This window comes from Ruminococcus sp. J1101004sp1_RTP21198st1_B9_RTP21198_201120 (genome assembly GCF_040924245.1).
GTDB lineage: Bacteria > Bacillota > Clostridia > Lachnospirales > Lachnospiraceae > Blautia_A > Blautia_A faecis.
In genome coordinates, this window is the sequence record NZ_JBCOMI010000017.1 from 1 (window position 1) to 18,673 (window position 18,673).

Annotated in this window: 17 protein-coding genes and 2 pseudogenes; 18 read left to right on the forward strand and 1 reads right to left on the reverse strand. The window is 44.9% G+C overall.

Features of this window, described 5'->3' with window-relative positions; translation table 11 throughout:
* Positions 1-358: 358 nt before the first annotated feature.
* From AB5618_RS12520 to cobS, 5 genes are read left to right on the forward strand one after another with little or no spacing between them, the layout of a single operon-like run.
* Positions 359-1,321: a glycosyltransferase family 2 protein gene (locus tag AB5618_RS12520; RefSeq protein ID WP_118583340.1), complete on the forward strand. Its 963-nt coding sequence runs from the start codon at positions 359-361 to the stop codon at positions 1,319-1,321.
* Positions 1,305-1,721, forward strand: a complete 417-nt coding sequence (locus tag AB5618_RS12525) for a GtrA family protein (protein ID WP_173771960.1) — start codon at positions 1,305-1,307, stop codon at positions 1,719-1,721. Before AB5618_RS12520 ends, AB5618_RS12525 begins: the two co-directional genes overlap by 17 nt.
* The gene (cobT, locus tag AB5618_RS12530; RefSeq protein WP_173771962.1) at positions 1,718-2,770 is read left to right on the forward strand and encodes a nicotinate-nucleotide--dimethylbenzimidazole phosphoribosyltransferase; all 1,053 of its coding nucleotides are present in this window, start codon (positions 1,718-1,720) and stop codon (positions 2,768-2,770) included. Before AB5618_RS12525 ends, cobT begins: the two co-directional genes overlap by 4 nt.
* Position 2,771: 1 nt before the next feature.
* Positions 2,772-3,314: a bifunctional adenosylcobinamide kinase/adenosylcobinamide-phosphate guanylyltransferase gene (locus tag AB5618_RS12535; RefSeq protein ID WP_148463349.1), complete on the forward strand. Its 543-nt coding sequence runs from the start codon at positions 2,772-2,774 to the stop codon at positions 3,312-3,314.
* On the forward strand, positions 3,301-4,065 hold the full coding sequence (cobS, locus tag AB5618_RS12540; RefSeq protein ID WP_330590186.1) for an adenosylcobinamide-GDP ribazoletransferase: 765 nt from the start codon (positions 3,301-3,303) through the stop codon (positions 4,063-4,065). Before AB5618_RS12535 ends, cobS begins: the two co-directional genes overlap by 14 nt.
* A 36-nt stretch (positions 4,066-4,101) precedes the next feature.
* Here the strand turns inward: cobS and AB5618_RS12545 are convergent.
* Positions 4,102-4,149, reverse strand: a pseudogene (locus AB5618_RS12545) (DUF6783 domain-containing protein); the annotation flags it as partial.
* On the opposite strand from AB5618_RS12545, the pseudogene AB5618_RS12550 reads away from it, so the two are divergent.
* From AB5618_RS12550 to yqeB, 13 genes and pseudogenes are all read left to right on the forward strand, one after another.
* A pseudogene (locus tag AB5618_RS12550) lies at positions 4,132-4,319 on the forward strand (DUF6783 domain-containing protein); the annotation flags it as partial. The pseudogenes AB5618_RS12545 and AB5618_RS12550 overlap by 18 nt on opposite strands.
* A complete protein-coding gene (locus tag AB5618_RS12555; protein WP_148463350.1) occupies positions 4,255-4,635 on the forward strand; it encodes a bifunctional adenosylcobinamide kinase/adenosylcobinamide-phosphate guanylyltransferase in 381 nt (126 codons plus the stop codon). The pseudogene AB5618_RS12550 and the gene AB5618_RS12555, both read left to right, overlap by 65 nt.
* Entirely contained in the window at positions 4,628-5,221 is a 594-nt protein-coding gene (locus tag AB5618_RS12560; RefSeq protein WP_173716604.1) for a histidine phosphatase family protein, read from the forward strand. The genes AB5618_RS12555 and AB5618_RS12560 overlap by 8 nt, the downstream gene beginning before the upstream one ends.
* A gap of 108 nt (positions 5,222-5,329) precedes the next feature.
* A complete protein-coding gene (locus tag AB5618_RS12565; RefSeq protein WP_368366803.1) occupies positions 5,330-5,554 on the forward strand; it encodes a DUF6783 domain-containing protein in 225 nt (74 codons plus the stop codon).
* 48 nt (positions 5,555-5,602) lie between these two features.
* Complete coding sequence (gene ssnA / locus AB5618_RS12570; RefSeq protein ID WP_173718088.1) at positions 5,603-6,940, forward strand: putative aminohydrolase SsnA; 1,338 nt, start codon at positions 5,603-5,605, stop codon at positions 6,938-6,940.
* A gap of 2 nt (positions 6,941-6,942) precedes the next feature.
* Positions 6,943-9,942, forward strand: a complete 3,000-nt coding sequence (ygfK, locus tag AB5618_RS12575) for a putative selenate reductase subunit YgfK (RefSeq protein ID WP_368366804.1) — start codon at positions 6,943-6,945, stop codon at positions 9,940-9,942.
* Positions 9,943-10,162: 220 nt separating this feature from the next.
* On the forward strand, positions 10,163-12,745 hold the full coding sequence (gene xdh / locus AB5618_RS12580; protein ID WP_227201059.1) for a selenium-dependent xanthine dehydrogenase: 2,583 nt from the start codon (positions 10,163-10,165) through the stop codon (positions 12,743-12,745).
* Positions 12,746-12,748: 3 nt separating this feature from the next.
* A complete protein-coding gene (locus AB5618_RS12585; protein WP_187565904.1) occupies positions 12,749-13,240 on the forward strand; it encodes a 4Fe-4S binding protein in 492 nt (163 codons plus the stop codon).
* Between the two features lie 10 nt (positions 13,241-13,250).
* The gene (locus AB5618_RS12590; RefSeq protein WP_368366805.1) at positions 13,251-13,403 is read left to right on the forward strand and encodes a DUF6783 domain-containing protein; all 153 of its coding nucleotides are present in this window, start codon (positions 13,251-13,253) and stop codon (positions 13,401-13,403) included.
* Positions 13,404-13,633: 230 nt separating this feature from the next.
* Entirely contained in the window at positions 13,634-15,907 is a 2,274-nt protein-coding gene (xdhA, locus tag AB5618_RS12595; protein WP_173716600.1) for a xanthine dehydrogenase subunit XdhA, read from the forward strand.
* Between the two features lie 17 nt (positions 15,908-15,924).
* Positions 15,925-16,911: a xanthine dehydrogenase subunit XdhB gene (gene xdhB / locus AB5618_RS12600; RefSeq protein ID WP_148463356.1), complete on the forward strand. Its 987-nt coding sequence runs from the start codon at positions 15,925-15,927 to the stop codon at positions 16,909-16,911.
* Positions 16,908-17,399, forward strand: a complete 492-nt coding sequence (gene xdhC / locus AB5618_RS12605; protein WP_148463357.1) for a xanthine dehydrogenase subunit XdhC — start codon at positions 16,908-16,910, stop codon at positions 17,397-17,399. The genes xdhB and xdhC overlap by 4 nt, the downstream gene beginning before the upstream one ends.
* Positions 17,400-17,774: 375 nt before the next feature.
* A complete protein-coding gene (gene yqeB / locus AB5618_RS12610) occupies positions 17,775-18,596 on the forward strand; it encodes a selenium-dependent molybdenum cofactor biosynthesis protein YqeB (protein WP_148463358.1) in 822 nt (273 codons plus the stop codon).
* Positions 18,597-18,673 lie beyond the last annotated feature (77 nt).

Here is an 18,673-nt window from a genome sequence, read left to right on the forward strand (position 1 = left end):
CGAGGTAGATAGGGCAGGGGTGGAAGTGCAGTAATGCACGGAGCTGACTGTTACTAATAGGGTGAGGGCTTGACCAAGAAATGGGAAAGGCGGTTATAAAGTAGCTGCCGGACTCACGCAGAGGTAAAATGATTCCATTAGGATGTAACATGTATGTAGTTTTGAAGGTACAGAACGGAAACGGTAGCCGGTTGGTTATCGTTTTTTTGTTATTAAATTCTGAAGAATATCAATTAAGGTTGCCTGCCCACTGGATTTGTAATATAATGGGAACGTTGAAAAATCGAAAAGAATAAGATCTGCTGTCACGTTTTAAACATAAATATACAAGGCTGTCAGCAGAGAAGAGGATGAAAAAATGAGCAGATTATCAGTGGTTTTGCCAGCTTATAACGAAGAACTGATGGTAGGAAAAACCTGTCGTGTTCTTCATGAAGTATTAGCAGAAGCCGGCATTTCCTACGAACTAGTTGTTGTTGACGATGGCTCAAAAGACAAAACCTGGGAAGAAATCACCAAAGCCGGAGAAAAAGATGGAAATGTTCTTGGCGTTCATTTTTCCAGAAATTTCGGAAAAGAAGCAGCAGTATATGCAGGAATGGCCCAGGCTACAGGAGATGTGGTGGCAGTTATGGATTGTGATCTGCAGCACCCGCCGGAAACTTTGATTTCCATGTACCATCTCTGGGAGCAGGGATGGGAAGTAATCGAAGGCGTAAAGAAATCAAGAGGAACGGAAAGTCTGCTTCACAAAGAGAGCGCTGGCTTTTTCTATGGAATCATGTCCAAGGCTACAGGTGTGAATATGCAGAATGCTTCGGATTTCAAAATGATGGACAGGAAAGCAGTGAATAGTATTCTTTCTATGCCAGAACGAAATATGTTTTTCCGTGCGACCTCATCCTGGGTGGGATTTAAGACCACTTATGTGGAATTTGAGGTGCGGGACAGAGAAGCTGGACAGTCTAAGTGGTCTACCTGGTCCTTGATAAAATACGCGTTTACCAATATTGTGGCTTTTACTACAGCACCGTTGCAATTTGTAACGGTCGTAGGAGGGGCATGCTTTGGATGCTCCCTGATTTTGATTATTTATTCGCTGGTACAATTTTTTGCCGGCAGAGCGGTAGAGGGATATACAACTACCCTTATCGTTCTTTTGCTTATTGGAAGCGCTATTATGCTCAGTCTTGGAATCATCGGCTATTATATTGCAAAAATATACGAAGAAGTAAAACGGCGTCCACGTTATATCATTTCCCAGATTCTTCGTGGAAAAGAGGATGTCTATCAGGAGGTAAACCATGACTGCTCTCATTAAGAAACTGTATGCCAGTGATGTGGTACGTTATGTGTTTTTTGGAGGATGTACTACACTGGTGAATTTGGTGAGCTTTTTTCTTCTGCGCCAGGCAGGAGTTCAAAGAGATCTTGCAAATGTGATCTCGATTATTCTGGCAATTCTTTTTGCTTATGTGGTAAACTCTAAATTTGTTTTTCAGGACAAATGCGAGACTTTGAAAGACCATATCCGTCCATTCTGCAAATTTGTCGGAGCGAGAGGTGTAACAATGGTGATCGAAGTAGCAGGCGTATGGTTCTTTGCAGAGATCATACACATGAATGATATGGCCGGCAAATTTATCACCCAGTTTGTAGTTCTGGCATTAAATTACATATTCAGTAAATTCCTGGTATTTACCAGCGGGAGGAAATCATGACATTAGAAGAAACACTTAAACAGATAAAGCCTCTGAATGAGGAAAAAATGAAAACAGCCAGAAGACGATGGGATAGCATCGCCAAGCCTCTCCATTCCCTTGGAAAAATGGAAGATCTGATTACGCAGATCGTTGGAATTACAGGGGATGAGAAAGTGGATCTTGGAAAAAAGGCTCTTGTTGCCATGTGTGCAGACAATGGCGTGGTAGAAGAGGGGGTTACCCAGACAGGACAGGAAGTCACTGCAATTGTAGCAGATAATTTTGTAAAAGAAACCACTACCGCATGTGTAATGTGCCACCAGTGTGGAGTGGATGTAAAGCCAGTAGATGTGGGAATGGTAAGAGATACTACAGCACGTACAGATCTGAAAGTTATGTATGGAACCCGCAATATGACGAAAGGTCCGGCTATGACAAGAGACGAAGCCATAAAGGGAATTGAAGCAGGAATTGCTATGGTAGAAGAACTGAAGGCTCAGGGGTATCGTCTTTTTGCAACTGGTGAGATGGGAATTGGAAATACCACAACCAGCAGTGCAGTTGCATCTGTGCTTCTGGGGCAACCTGTGGAAACCATGACTGGCCGTGGTGCAGGACTTTCCAGCGATGGGCTTACCCGCAAGATTCAGGCGATTAAGAAAGCCATTGATTTAAATAAGCCGGATGCAAAAGATTCCATAGACGTGCTTGCAAAAGTTGGAGGTCTTGATATCGCAGGAATGGCAGGTGTGTATCTTGGTGGAGCTGCATTACAGATTCCGGTTCTTATTGACGGTTTTATTTCCGGAGTTGCCGCACTTGTAGCAGCCAGACTTTGCCCGGAGGCAGCGGATTATATGATCGCCAGTCATGTGTCCAAAGAACCGGCAGCACATCTTGTTCTGGATGAGCTTGGAAAAGAAGCTGTGCTTCATGCTGACATGTGTCTTGGGGAAGGCACTGGAGCCATTGCCCTTTGTCCGTTTCTTGATATGGGAGCTACTCTTTACAATACATTAAGTACATTTGATGATATTCACGTGGACCAGTACGAGGAGCTGAATTAATATGATGACAGTCGTGACCGGAGGAAGCGGAAGCGGAAAATCTGCTTTTGCAGAAGATAAAATAGTATCTTTTGGACCGGCAAAAAGAATCTATATTGCAACCATGCATCCATATGACGAGGAAAGTCATAAGCGTGTGGCACGTCATCGGAAAATGCGTGCAGGAAAAGGATTCGAGACAGTTGAATGCTATACCGGATTGAAGAATCTGGATTTCCCGGAAAATGCTGTGGTTCTTCTGGAATGTATGTCCAATCTTGCCGCTAATGAGATGTTTGAGGAAAAAGGGGCTGGTGAAAAAACTGTGGAAGCCGTTTTGGAAGGCATAAAAAAGTTGAGTAGCCAGGTACGTCATCTGGTGATTGTCACGAATGAGATTTTTTCCGAAGCAGCCAGTTATGAGGGCGATACCATCCGCTATCAGGAATATCTGGGGATAATCAATCAAAACATTGGAAAAATGGCTGATGAGGTGGTTGAAGTAGTATATGGGATTCCAATCTGGTATAAAGGAGGAAAAATCATTGAAAATGCTGTGGAATAATTTTAAAGTGGCATTTGCCATGTATTCAAAAATCCCTATGCCAATGGCAGACTGGAACAAGGAGAATATGAAATATACATTCTGTTTTTTTCCTTTTATCGGCCTGGTAATTGGAGCGCTTTCTTATCTGGTAGGATGGGCAGGCGGAAAATTTGGATTTAATCCGTCTTTTGTCTCAGCAGTTCTTGTACTGGTTCCGGTAATGGTGACAGGTGGAATCCATGTAGATGGTCTTCTGGATACTTCGGATGCATTAAGCTCCTGGCAGGAAAGGGAGAGACGTCTTGAAATTCTGAAAGATTCCCATGCCGGTGCATTTGCGGTTATTACAGCCTGTGCTTTTTTTCTGATATGGTATGGAGCTTACAGCCAGTTGTGGACGGACAGGCGGGCACTTTTGATTATGGCTCTCGGATTTATGGTTTCCAGATGTTTGTCCGGAATCAGTGTCATGATGTTTCCAAAGGCACGTAAAGATGGAACTGTAGCAGAATTTTCCAGAAAAGCAGAAGATATGATCGTGCGAAATGTGCTGATCGTCTATCTTGGAATTCTGCTGGCGGTGATGATATGGATCCAGCCTGTGATGGGTATTCTGGCATTTGGAACTGCAGTACTTGTTTTCCTTTATTATCATTATAAAGCAATGAAATATTTTGGCGGGATCACAGGTGACCTGGCAGGATATTTTCTGTGCCTTTGTGAGGTGGGAATGGCTGTTGTACTGGCTGTTGTTTCTGTATTTATCTAGACGTGTCTGAAAAATCATTCCCGCAATCTGCACGCCCCACTTTGCGGTATATTTTGCCCGAATTCGGTTGTCGTAGCCTGCTATGCGCCCTCATCCGGGCAAAATCTCCCACAAATTGTGACGTACATCTTGCAGAAAGTCTTTTACAGACACGCTCCGGGAACTGGGAAAAAAGGAGAAATTGTAACAATGGAAATGATCATTGGAGGTGCTTTTCAGGGAAAGAGCACATATGCAAAAGAACATCATCCTGATGTCTGCTGGAAAAAGGGAGCCGATCTGGAAAAAGAAGAGCTTATGAATGCAGAGGGCGTCCTTGATTTTCAGGAGTATATCAAAAAAGAATTAAAAGCAGACAAAGATGTGGCCAGACTGGCAGAAGAATTATGGGAGAAAAATCCGGATATCATTCTGGTAAGTCAGGAAGTAGGATACGGCGTTGTCCCCATGGATGCTTTTGACCGGAAATACCGGGAAGCAGTGGGAAGAGTCTGTACGGATCTTGCATCAAAAAGCAAAAAGGTAATACGTGTAGTATGTGGAATTGGGACGGTGATCAAAAATGCTTAAACTTATTCTGGTTCGTCATGGGGAAACCCAGGGAAATAAGTTAAAAAGATATATAGGAAAAAGGACGGATGAGCCTCTTTGTCCGGAGGCTGGGAATATGCTGGCGCAGCTTGCTTATCCGGAGGTACAGGCAGTTTATGCAAGTCCTATGATCCGCTGTACCCAGACAGCAGGAATCCTTTTTCCCGGAAAAAAGCTGAATATTATTGATGAGCTTGCAGAATGTGATTTTGGAGAATTTGAAAATAAAAATTATCAGGAACTGGACGGAAATGAACATTACCAGTCCTGGATCGATTCTGGCGGACTTCTGCCATTTCCGGGAGGAGAGAGCAGAGAGGAATTTAAAAGACGCAATGTGACCGGCTTCCAGAAAGCTGTAAATGGTTGTCTCCGTAATGGGATTTCTTTGGCAGCACTTGTGGTACATGGCGGTACGATCATGAATGTTATGGAAGAATATGCAGACGAAGACCGCTCTTTTTATGACTGGCATGTGCAGAATGGCAAAGGCTATGAGGTGGAAATTGATCCTGAATTATGGAAAAAGGGCCGGAAATTTTTGCATGTGATCCGGGAGTTATAAAGATACATATACGAATAATGTAGATGGAAAATCAGCTATGGAATAGAGCTTGTTTGAAAAATCCATTAATAGAGAGAACAAGGCAGTTTGTTTAATTGACAGACTGCCTTGTTTTCATGTTTATGCAGACTGCGGGCAAAATCTCCCTCGAATTGTGACGTACAGCTTGTAGAAAGCATTTTTCAAACATGCCCTAGAGCCTGTTTTGGTTGTGATCAGTTAGTTTGTTTAAACAAAAATTTTGAGAAAGCCAAAAATATTTTTAGATTTCCTATTGAAATTTATATGGGAATGTGTTACATTATCTGTATAAAATATCCTAAAAAATGTTGAATTGTGCTATTTGATTCAACAATTTTAACAAGTAAAGGAGGATGCCATATGCTTATTATTGGTAATGGAAGAATGATCACACGGGACGCATCCAAGGCATTTATAGAGAACGGTGCAGTTGCAATGGATGGTAACACCATAGTTATGGTGGGGACTACAGATGAGGTGAAGAAGGCATATCCGGATGGAGAATTTGTAGATGCCAGAGGCGGAGTTATCATGCCTGCATTTATCAATACCCATGAGCATATCTACAGCTCTTTTGCCAGAGGTCTGAGTATTAAAGGATATAATCCCAAGGGCTTTCTGGATATTCTGGATGGACAGTGGTGGACCATTGACCGTCATCTTACCCTGGAGCAGACCAGACTTTCTGCGATGGCTACTTACATCGACAGTATCCGGAATGGTGTAACGACTGTATTTGATCACCACGCAAGCTTTGGACATATTACCGGTTCCCTCAGTGCTATTGAATCAGCAGCTAAGGAGCTTGGTGTCCGTACCTGCCTTTGCTATGAAATTTCTGACCGTGACGGCATGGACAAGTCCAGAGAATCTGTAATGGAGAATGTGAACTTTATCAAACACGCACTTGCAGATGACAGCGACATGATCGCTGCTATGATGGGTATGCATGCATCTTTCACTATTTCCGATGAGACCATGGAATTGTGTAACGAACTGAAGCCAGACGGTGTTGGCTATCATATTCATGTTGCAGAGGGCATCTATGACCTTCATCAGTGTCTGAAGGAGCACAGTAAACGAATTGTAGACAGACTTTACGACTGGAATATTCTTGGGCCGAAGACGCTTTTGGGACATTGTATTTATATTAACGAGCATGAGATGGATTTAATTAAAGAGACTGACACTATGGTTGTCCACAATCCGGAATCCAATATGGGAAATGCCTGCGGATGTCCGCCTACCATGGAATTGGTACATAAGGGAATCGTTACAGGACTTGGAACTGATGGATACACCCACGATATGCTGGAATCCTGGAAGGTTGCCAATATCCTTCATAAGCATCATCTCTGCGATCCAAATGCTGCATGGGGTGAGGTTCCCAAGATGCTCTTTGAGAACAATGCAATCATTGCCAACCGCTACTTTAAGAAACCACTTGGTGTTCTGAAAGAGGGGGCAGCTGCCGATGTGATCGTAATGGATTACAACCCGCTTACACCTATGAGAGCAGACAATGTAAACGGACATCTTCTGTTTGGAACTACAGGACATGACGTTGTGACTACTGTATGTAACGGCAAGGTTCTTATGAAAGACAGGGAAGTGCTGGTTTGTGACGTAGATAAGGTTATGGCTGACTGCCGTCAGTCTGCACAGGAACTGGCTGACGATATTAACGGAGGAAAATAAATATGAGCGATATTATGACATGTATGCCTTTCGGGCAGCTGATGGACTGGGTCCTTCAGGAGAAAAAAGGGCAGGACACTGTATTTGGGGTACATCGCCCATACACAGCAGATCCGAAGAATGATATGACTATTTTTACCAGAAACCTGGAGACACCAGTGGGACCGGCAGCAGGTCCCCACACCCAGCTGGCACAGAATATCATTGCTTCTTATTATGCAGGAGCCCGTTTCTTTGAGCTGAAGACAGTTCAGAAGATGGATGGCGCAGAGCTTTCTGCATGCGTGAATAAACCTTGTATTCTTGCAGATGATGAGGGATATAACTGCGAATGGTCAACTGAGCTGACTGTTCCGGACGCGATGGGCGAGTACATCAAGGCATGGTTTATCCTTCATGTGATTGCAAAAGAATTCGGCCTGGGTGCACAGGATGGGTTCCAGTTTAATATTTCCGTAGGATATGATCTTGCAGGAATTAAGGGAGACAAGGTCAATACCTTTATTGACGGAATGATGGAAGCAAAGGACACTGTTATTTTCCAGGAATGCAGAAAATGGCTTTTGGACAATGCTGACAAGTTCCAGAATTTTACCAGAGAAGACATCGAAGCAATCCCGTCCAATGTCTGTAATTCTGCTACGATCTCCACACTGCATGGATGCCCTCCACAGGAGATTGAGAGCATTGCAAATTATCTGCTTACAGAGAAACATCTGAATACCTTTGTAAAATGCAATCCGACCCTTCTTGGCTATGATTTTGCAAGAAAGACCATGGATGAGATGGGATATGATTATATGGTATTCGGCGATTTCCATTTCAGAGACGACTTGCAGTATGAGGATGCAGTCCCCATGCTTACACGGCTGATGAAATTATCCGAAGGACTGGGCCTGGAATTTGGTGTAAAGATTACCAATACTTTCCCGGTTGACGTTACCCGAAATGAGCTTCCAAGTGAAGAAATGTACATGTCCGGTAAAGCTTTGTTCCCGCTGTCCATTTCCCTTGCAGCCAAACTTTCTGCTGAATTCGCAGGAAAACTTCGAATTTCCTATTCCGGAGGTGCAGATTATTACAATATTGACAAAATTGTGGGATGCGGCATCTGGCCGGTAACCATGGCTACCACCCTTTTGAAGACAGGAGGCTATCAGAGATTTACCCAGGTGGCAGATAAGGTGGAAGGAATCTGCCCGAAGAAATGGGAAGGAATCGATGTGGTTGCACTGAAGAAGCTGGCAGCAGATGCTATTACTGATGGGCATCATGTGAAGAACATTAAGCCGGTTCCGAACAGAAAGAGCACAAAAGAAGTTCCTCTTCTGGACTGCTTCTATGCACCATGTTCTGAAGGTTGTCCAATCCATCAGGATATTCCACAGTATGTAGCACTGACTGGTGAGGGGAAATATAAAGAAGCACTTGAAGTGATCCTTGAGAAAAATGCCCTGCCATTTATTACAGGCACCTTATGTGCACACAACTGTATGACCAAATGTACCCGTAATTTCTACGAAGAATCCGTAAATATCCGTGGCACCAAGCTGACAGCAGCAGAGCATGGCTATGAGCAGCTGATCGGTGAGATCAAGGCCGGCGAGCCAAACGGTAAGAAGGTCGCCGTAGTTGGTGGCGGTCCTGCTGGTATTGCAGCTGCTTACTTCCTTGCAAGAGAGGGCGCAGCAGTTACCATTTTTGAAAAAGAAGAGAAAGCTGGCGGCGTGATCCGTTACGTGATACCTGGATTCCGTATTGGTGACGCTGCTATTGACAAAGATATTTCTTTCATCCAGAAGATGGGTGTAGAGATCCGCACAAATACAGAGATCACTTCTGTGGCAGATCTGAAAGCACAGGGTTATGATGCTGTGATCCTGGCAATCGGAGCTGGCAAGCCTGGCACTTTGAAACTGGAAAAAGGTGAGACCGTTAACGCTCTGAAGTTCCTTCGTGATTTCAAGGCAAATGATGGTAAGCTGAATATTGGCAAAAATGTAGTTGTAATCGGCGGCGGAAACACTGCTATGGACACTGCAAGAGCTGCGAAACGCACAGAAGGCGTAGAGCATGTTTATCTTGTATACAGAAGAACCAAACGCTATATGCCAGCTGCAGAGGATGAGCTTCTGGAAGTTCTGGAGGAGGGCGTTGAGTTTAAGGAACTTCTTTCTCCGGTAAGTCTTGATGGCGGCAGACTGCTCTGCAAGAAGATGAAGCTTGGCCAGATGGATGCTTCCGGACGTGCAGGTGTAACCGAGACTGCAGATGTGGTAGAGGTTCCGGCTGACACCGTGATCGTAGCTGTTGGAGAAAAGATTGATACCGATTTCTACACTGCCAACCAGATCGCAGTAGATGAAAGAGGAAAAGCAAAGGTCAACGATAAGACTCTTGAAACCAGCGTGAGTGGTGTCTATGTTGCCGGAGACGGCGCCAGAGGCGCAGCAACCATCGTAGAGGGAATCCGGGATGCACAGCTGGCAGTGAAAGATATTCTTGGCAAAGAGATTACCAGAGATGCAGCTGTGACAGGTGATGTGAAAGACTGTTTCGAAAAGAAAGGTATCCTGAAGCACAGTAAAGAAGCGAAGACAGAGGAAGAGAGATGTCTTACCTGTAACAAAGTCTGTGAGAACTGTGTAGATGTATGCCCGAACCGTGCCAATATTTCCATCAAGGTTCCTGGAATGGCTATGAATCAGGTCATCCACGTAGATTATATGTGTAATGAGTGCGGTAACTGTAAGAGCTTCTGCCCATACGCAAGTGCACCATACAAGGATAAATTTACTCTGTTTGCAAATGAGAAAGACATGGCAGACAGTAAGAACGATGGTTTTGTTGTTCTGGATAAAGAGAATAAGACCTGTAAGGTCAGATTTGTAGGCCAGATTACAGACTGCAAGGCAGACGATCCGGCAGACAAACTGTATGACGGTTTGAAGAAGCTGATCTGTGCAGTGATCGATGATTATGGATATCTGATAACTAAATAAGGTAATAGAAAATACTGTCCACAGCTTTTTTAGGGCTGTGGACAGTGTCTATATTTTGACAGGCAGCGAGCCGAAGTATGTTCATGCATAAGATCTTGGTGACTGCTGCGATAATTTGGGAAACTTTCAGAATGTGTTTCTTATAGTTCACTGTGAAAGTTTAGGAGCGCAGTTAAAAGCATCTGACTTTCATGGGGGGTAGTAGAAAGGAGAGTCCAACATGGCAGTATTTACAGTCAATGGCCAGAGGGTAGAGACGAAAAAAAATCAAAAGCTGCTCAGATTTCTCCGTGATGAGTTACATCTGACTTCTGTAAAAGATGGTTGTAGTGAGGGTGCCTGTGGAGCCTGTACAGTGATTATCGATGGCAGAACCTGTAAGGCCTGTGTGCCGGATACAGATCTGCTGGATGGCAGAAATATCATTACAGTAGAAGGTCTGACAGAATGGGAAGAAAAGGTATATACGTATGCATACGGAAAGGCTGGTGCCGTACAGTGCGGCTTTTGCATTCCTGGCATGGTAATGTGCACGAAAGCTCTTCTGGATGTGAATAAAGAGCCCACTGATGAAGAAATCAAATATGCCTTGCGTAACAATTATTGCCGTTGCACCGGGTATGTAAAAATTATAGATGCAGTACGGATCGCGGCTAAAGTTATGCAGGAGGGGACACTTCCGGAAGAAATTAACAACGACTGGCATATTGGCTCCCGCGTAGCAAGAATCGATGTTGGGGAAAAGGTTCTTGGTACCGGAAAATATCCAGACGATTTTTATCTGGATGGTATGCTTTATGGATCAGCTCTGAGAAGTAAATATCCGCGTGCAAGAGTGCTTTCCATTGATAAGACCAAAGCGCTGGCACTTCCTGGGGTAGAGGCGGTTGTTACGGCAGAAGACATTCCAGGAGAGAATAAAATCGGACATTTAAAGCATGATCAGTATACCCTGATTCCCATAGGAGGGATTACCCATTATCTGGGAGATGCCATTGCACTTGTGGCAGCCCGGGATAAAGAGACTGCGGATAAGGCAGCGAAGCTGATCCAGGTTGAGTATAAGGTGCTTCCTCACATTCATACGATTGAAGAGGCAGCGAAACCAGATGCACCAAAGGTATTTGATGAGGAAGAGAACAATATCTGTGCATATAAACATATCAGCCGGGGAAATGCAGCAGAGGCTATAAAAAATTCCAAATATGTGATTTCCCATCATTTTGAGACACCATGGACGGAACACGCATTTCTGGAACCGGAATGTGCTGTGTCTTTTTATGATGAAGACGGAGATGTTTTTGTATATTCCACAGACCAGTCAGCACATCAGACTCTGCACGAATGCAGCTTAGTTCTTGGTACAGACAAAGTAAAGGTACAAAATGCGCTGGTAGGCGGCGGATTTGGCGGTAAGGAAGACATGACTGTGCAGCATTTAAGTGCGCTTCTTACTTATGTGACGAAGAAACCGGTTAAGATGAAGCTTACAAGAGCAGAATCCCTGCTGGTTCATCCTAAGCGCCATCCTTTTTATATGGATATGACCATGGGCTGTGATGAAAATGGAAATATCATGGGAGTAAAGGCAAAGGTTGCCGCGGATACAGGTGCATTCGCATCTCTTGGCGGTCCGGTTCTGGAGCGCGCATGTACCCATGCAGCAGGTCCTTATCACTACGAAAACTTTGAAATTGAGGGAACGGCTTACTATACCAATAATCCGCCGGCAGGAGCATTTCGCGGATTTGGAGTTACCCAGACCTGTTTTGCTACAGAGACACTTCTAAATATGATGGCAGATAAGGTGGGAATCACTCCCTGGGAAATTCGTTACCGCAATGCGATCCGGCCCTGGGAGACGCTTCCAAATGGTCAGATTGTTGACGATTCTACAGGTCTTGTGGAGACCTTAGAAGCGGTACAGCCGAAATATGAAGCTGCGTTGGCAGCAGGAAAAGCGGTGGGCATTGGCTGCGCCATGAAGAATGCAGGGGTTGGTGTTGGAATTCCAGACACTGGCCGCGTGAAACTGATTTATGAAGAGGATAAGAAGCTTCACATCTACTCAGGAGCTTCCTGCATTGGACAAGGGCTTGGCACAGTACTGACCCAGATGATCGTAAGTAATACAGATATAAAAAGAGAGGATATCATTTACGAGCGCAGCAATACCTGGATTTCACCAGATTCCGGAACTACATCCGGTTCCAGACAGACATTGATCACCGGTGAGGCCTGCAGAAGAGCCTGTGAGAAATTGATGGAGGATAAAAAAGCAGGATTAAGCGTAGAAGATATGATCGGTAAGGTTTATTATGCAGAATATCTTGCGAAGACCGATCCTCTTGGTGCAAATGTGCCCAATCCGGTTTCCCATGTTGCTTATGGATATGCTACCCAGGTTTGTATTTTGGATTCCAAGACAGGCAAGATAGAAGAGATAGTTGCTGCTCATGATGTGGGAAAAGCGGTAAATCCTTTGTCCTGTGAGGGGCAGATCGAGGGTGGTGTGGTAATGTCCATAGGATTTGCCCTGCGGGAAAAATATCCCATTGATGAGAACTGTAAACCTATTTCCAAGTATGGTTCTTTAGGCCTTTTCCGTGCACATGAGATTCCGAAGATCGATGCCATTGTTATCGACAAGCCAGGCCTTAAGGTTGCCTGCGGTGCTATTGGTATTGGAGAAATTACATCCATTCCCACAGCACCCGCAATAGCAGATGCCTATTTCCGAAGAGATGGTGTAAGGCGTTACAGCCTTCCTCTTAGCGAAACACCATATGAAAGGAAGGGATGAGAGATGGCAGTAAAGAAGAAATTTCCGTATCGGTCAGCTGTTGTGGCATGTAATGGGGGGTGCAGGGTTACAGCAGGGGACAATGGATGCAAAGATGGATGTATTGGCTGTGGAGCCTGTGTGGAGAAATGTAAATTTGGCGCCATTTCCCTGAATGAGTATGGAGTGGCGGAAATAGATGAAGAAAAATGCATCGGCTGCGGGTCATGTGGGAAGGTATGTCCACAGCAGATTATTCATGTCCATGAATGTGCCAATTGGATCGTAGTAAAATGCTCAAATAAGAGTAAAGGGGCAGAGGCAAAAAAACAGTGTGAAGTCAGCTGTATTGGCTGTGGAATCTGCGAGAAGACCTGTACGGCCGGGGCAATCCGGGTTACAGATAACTGTGCAGTGATAGAAGAGTCTGTCTGCCTAAGCTGTGGAATGTGCGCAGTGAAGTGTCCAAGACATGCGATTTACGATCTGCGGGGGATTTATACTGCGAAAAATTAGAGAAGCGATTATGGCAGTTACGCAATATTCCATGGCGAAATATACCGCAAAGCAGGGAATGAAGATTGCGGGAATGATTTTCCAGATATGCTCCAGGCTGATAGAACTTCGAATTTGCAGAAATTTCAAAATTATACAGATAAAACAACTAAATTATTTATAAAATTATTGCAAAACATCGGTGAAATATGATACAATAATTTTGCATTGAAAGAATATTTTGTACAATATTTTTTAGGTTGAGACGGAAAGAGAAGAAGCATAAGGGGCCGACGATCAGTTCAAAGAAGAACCGTAAACTTGTTTTTTGAACGGCGTCGGCCATTCCTTTATGAGGGGGTAAAGGGCGGATTGGAGGCATCCGCTGCAAAAAATATAAAGAAGGTGAAGCATATGATTGGAAAGAGTGTTCCAAGAGTAGACGCTTATGAGAAAGTGACAGGACGTGCGAAATTTACAGATGACCTGATTCTGAATAAGTGTCTGGTAGCCAGGGTTTATCATGCAAAGATCGGAAACGGCGTGGTAAAATCCATTGATACCAGCGAAGCAGAGGCTCTGGACGGCGTAGTAAAGGTAGTTACCTTTAAGGACGTACCGAATCATTGTTATCCCACCCCAGGACATCCCTGGTCCGTGGAGCTTGCTCATCAGGATGTGGCAGATCGTAATCTGCTCACCGGACGAGTACGGTATTATGGCGATGATATTGCAGCTGTAGTAGCTGAGGATGAAGTGACAGCTTCCAGGGCATTGAAGCTGATCAAAGTAGAATATGAGGAATATCCGGTGGTCGTGAGCCCGAAGATTTCCATGCGTGGAACGGAGCATCCCATTCATCTTGACAAGAAAGATAACATTCTGGCAAGATCCAGCTTTGCGATCGGAGATGTGGACAGCGCAATGGAGAAGGCTGCCGTGAAGCTGAAAAGAAGCTATAAGACACCTATTGTCCAGCACTGCCATATTGAGAATAATATTTCTTACGCCTATATGGAAAAGGGCAGGGTCGTGGTGGTTTCTTCCACACAGATTCCCCATATTGTTCGCCGTATTGTTGGCCAGGCACTTGGAATCCCCTGGGGGCAGGTACGTGTGATCAAGCCTTATGTAGGCGGTGGTTTCGGCAACAAGCAGGAGGTGCTTTATGAACCTCTGAATGCATTTCTCACCATGCAGGTGGGCGGTCGTCCTGTGAAGATTGAGCTTACACGCGAGGAGACCTTTACCAATACCAGAACCCGTCACTCCATTGAATATGACATGGAAGCAGGCGTGGATGAAGAAGGACATCTTCTTGCAAAAGAGATGACTACCTATTCCAATCAGGGAGCTTATGCATCCCATGGACATGCCATAGCAGCCAATGGTCTGACGGCCAGCAGACTTCAGTATGCATGCCCAAATATCCGAGGGGAAGCTTATACCGTCTATACCAACTGTCCTACAGCAGGGGCGATGAGAGGATATGGTATTCCTCAGGTTTGCTTTGCTACGGAGAGCTTTATGGATGATATTGCTTATGAAATCGGTATGGATCCGCTGGAATTCCGCAGAAAAAATCTGATCCATGGCTATTATGAAGATGCCTATCTGAAGCCAATCGCAGCGAATACCAACGGTATTTTTGAGTGCCTGGAAAAAGGAGCAGAGTATATTCACTGGGATGAGAAACGGAAAGCATATCAGAACCAGACTGGCGATATCCGGCGTGGAGTTGGTATGGCACTGTTTTCCTATAAGACTGGTGTATGGCCAATTTCTCTGGAGATTGCAGGTGCAAGGCTGTCTCTGAATCAGGATGGAAGTGTACAGCTGCAGGTTGGTGCTACAGAGATTGGACAGGGCGCGGATACTGTATTTTCCCAGATGGCAGCAGAGACCTTACATATGGATATTTCCAGGGTACATATTGTAACCCAGCAGGATACAGATGTGACGCCTTTTGATACAGGTGCGTATGCTTCCAGACAGTCCTTTGTCACCGGTACAGCTGTGAAGGAATGTGCGCAGCAGCTGAAGCAGAAGATCTTAGAATATGCCAGAACACTGGTCCCAGGTAATGTGGACCGGCTGGAACTGGAGGATGGCTATATTCTGGCAGATGGCAAGCCTGCGATTTCCCTTGAGGATCTGGCTATGGAGAGCTATTACAGTCTGAGTAATTCTTCTGTCCTTACAGCAGAGGTTTCCAGACAGGTGAAGAAGAATACAGTTGCCAGCGGCTGTTGTTTTGCGGAAGTAGAAGTAGATATGAAACTTGGCAAGATCAAGGTTCTGGATATTGTGAATGTTCATGACAGTGGAACCCTTTTGAATCCGCAGCTTGCAGCAATGCAGGTTCATGGCGGCATGTTTATGGGAATCGGTTATGGAGTTTCTGAGCAGCTTCTTATTGATGAGAAAACAGGAAGACCATTAAATGGGACTTTGCTGGATTATAAAATGATGACAATGATGGATACTCCGGATCTGACCGCTGAGTTTGTAGAACTGAACGATCCAATGGGACCATATGGAAATAAAGCCCTTGGCGAGCCTCCTGCAATTCCAAGTGCACCGGCCATCCGGAATGCTGTGCTTCATGCAACTGGCATCGGCTTTTCTGAGATTCCTCTGACACCGCAAAGACTGATAGACGGTTTTACAAAGGCCGGACTGATCTGAGAAAGGGGGCATGAGGAATGTACGATATTGAAAATTATTATAATGCAGAGACCATTAAGGAAGCGGTAACTCTTCTGAAGGAGCATCCGGATGCAAGGGTGATTTCCGGGGGAAGTGATGTGCTGATCAAGATCCGTGAGGGCAAAATGGCCGGTACATCATTAGTGAGCATTCGTGATATTAAGGAAATCAAGGGAATCCGGCTGATGGATTCTGGTGATATTTATATTGGTGCAGGAACTACTTTTTCCCATGTGACCAATGATCCGGTGATTCAGAAGCTGATTCCGGTTCTGGGGGAAGCAGTAGATCAGGTTGGTGGACCCCAAGTCCGCAATATTGGTACTATTGGCGGAAATGTCTGTAATGGTGCGGTCAGTGCGGACAGTGCACCTACACTTTTTTCACTGAATGCCATGTTGCGGATCGCAGATGGAACTGGTGGACGGATGGTTCCCATCAGGGATTTTTATCTGGGACCTGGTAAGGTGGATCTGCATCAGGGAGATGTGCTCACCCACATTGTGATCCCTGGGAAGGATTATCAGGGATATCATGGATTTTATATTAAGTATTCCATGCGAAATGCAATGGATATTGCGACCCTGAGCTGTAGTGTAGTCAGCAGAATCAATCCTCTGAAAAAGGTTCTAGAGGATGTAAGGATCACCTTTGGTGTAGCTGCACCCGTGCCGTATCGGTGTGAGAAGACGGAAGAGGCGCTGAGGGGCATGAAAATTGGCGAGGAGCTTTACCAGAAGGTGGAAGAGCTGGTAAGGGAAGAAATCAATCCCAGAGATTCCTGGCGTGCTTCTAAGGCGTTCCGACTGCAGATTGGCGGAGAAATCGCGAAACGCGCGCTGAAGGAGAGTGTTCGCAGGGGAATGGTGACGGGAGTTGTAGTGCCGGATGTCCGGACAACTTCAGGCGAAAATATAAGTTCAAATGGAAAAATTTATCCTTCATCTGATGCGGAGAATGTAACAGGAGGTGAGCAGTCATGAAAAAGGATATGCGGCTGGTACAGTGTATCGTAAACGGAAAAGAGGTAGCTGAGTATGTGGATGTGAGAGAATCCCTTCTTGACATGCTGCGAAACCGCCTTGGGCTTACCTCTGTGAAGAAAGGCTGTGAAGTAGGTGAATGCGGTGCCTGCACTGTGATCATTGACGGCGAGACCATTGACTCCTGTATTTATCTGGCAGTCTGGGCTGAGGGAAAGAATATCCGCACCCTGGAAGGTCTTGAGAAAAACGGCGAACTTACCAGGATTCAGGAAGCTTTTATTGAGGAAGGCGCTATCCAGTGCGGATTCTGCACACCAGGCTTTGTTATGTCTGCCACAGTGCTTCTTGAGCGGGGCGAGAAGCTTACGAGAGATGCCATCCGCAAGCATATGGCAGGAAATCTTTGCCGCTGTACAGGGTATGAGAATATTGTGAATGCAGTGGAGAAGGTGAATAAGGAGAATATGACAGCTGAGGGTAAATAATTTAAGTGCTGTTGTTACTGTTTACTGGTGGCATTCCGCGTGCTGTTTTTTGTGAACGTAGTTCACAGAAAACCCGAGAAGTGCGGCACAGAAATCATGCGAATGCATGATTTCTGTGCATCGTGAAGCATGTTGCTGTGAACGGAGTGAACAGTAATCTACTGTTTGTGGGTTCTATATTAAAAATGTATTTTATACTATACTGTAAATGGGAAAAGTGTTATAATATTAATTGCAACACAATATTGTTATGAAATTGATTAAATCAAATGAAAAAACGATTAGCATGTAGCAATATTGTTATAATACAAAAATATCAGAGGGCGGGGACTTCCCCGCCTTTTCTAAAATATTAAAAATGGGCAGGAAAAAAATATGAGTGACAAGTGTATAATAGTCCGCGGCGGCGGAGACCTGGCAAGCGGCGTGATCCACAGACTGCATCGCTGTGGCTATCGTGTACTGATCTTAGAATGTGAAAAACCAAGTGCGATCCGCAGAAAGGTAGCGTTTTGCGAAGCTGTGTATGATGGGACAGCAGCAGTAGAAGGGATTCTTTGCAGAAGAATAGATTCTCTGGAAGAATGCGAGCAAGTCTGGCAAGCAGGGGAAATTCCACTTATGGTCGATCCGGCAGGCGATTGTATGATTGAACTTTCTGCGCAAGGCAAGGTAGCTGCTCTGGTAGATGCAATTCTTGCAAAGAGAAATCTTGGAACTTCAAGAAATATGGCACCTCTTACCATTGGTCTGGGACCAGGCTTTTTTGCCGGGGAAGACGTGGATTACGTTGTGGAAACCATGCGAGGTCACGATCTTGCCAGAATCATTACTGAGGGTCCGGCAATTCCAAATACGGGTGTCCCCGGAATGGTAGGCGGTGTCAGTAAAGAACGTGTGATCCACTCCCCGGGTGTCGGCAGAATCCATAATATGGCCCATATTGCCGATATTGTAGAGAAAGGACAGATTCTTGCCTACGTGGGAGAAACCCCTGTAGAAGCCTCTATAACAGGCGTATTAAGGGGAATTATAAAGGAAGGCTACAATGTTCCTGTTGGAATGAAAATCGCCGATATTGATCCCAGAAAAGAGGAGAAGAAGAACTGCTTTACCATTTCGGATAAGGCCAGATGTATTGCTGGAAGTGTGGTGGAGATTTTGCTCAGTGAGGGTGTATTGCCAAATACGCTCTAGATCCTGTTTGGTCACATTGCATTTATTAACATGTTTTGGCTTGGGGAATGTTATGAAGCCTATGTACTTTTTATAGA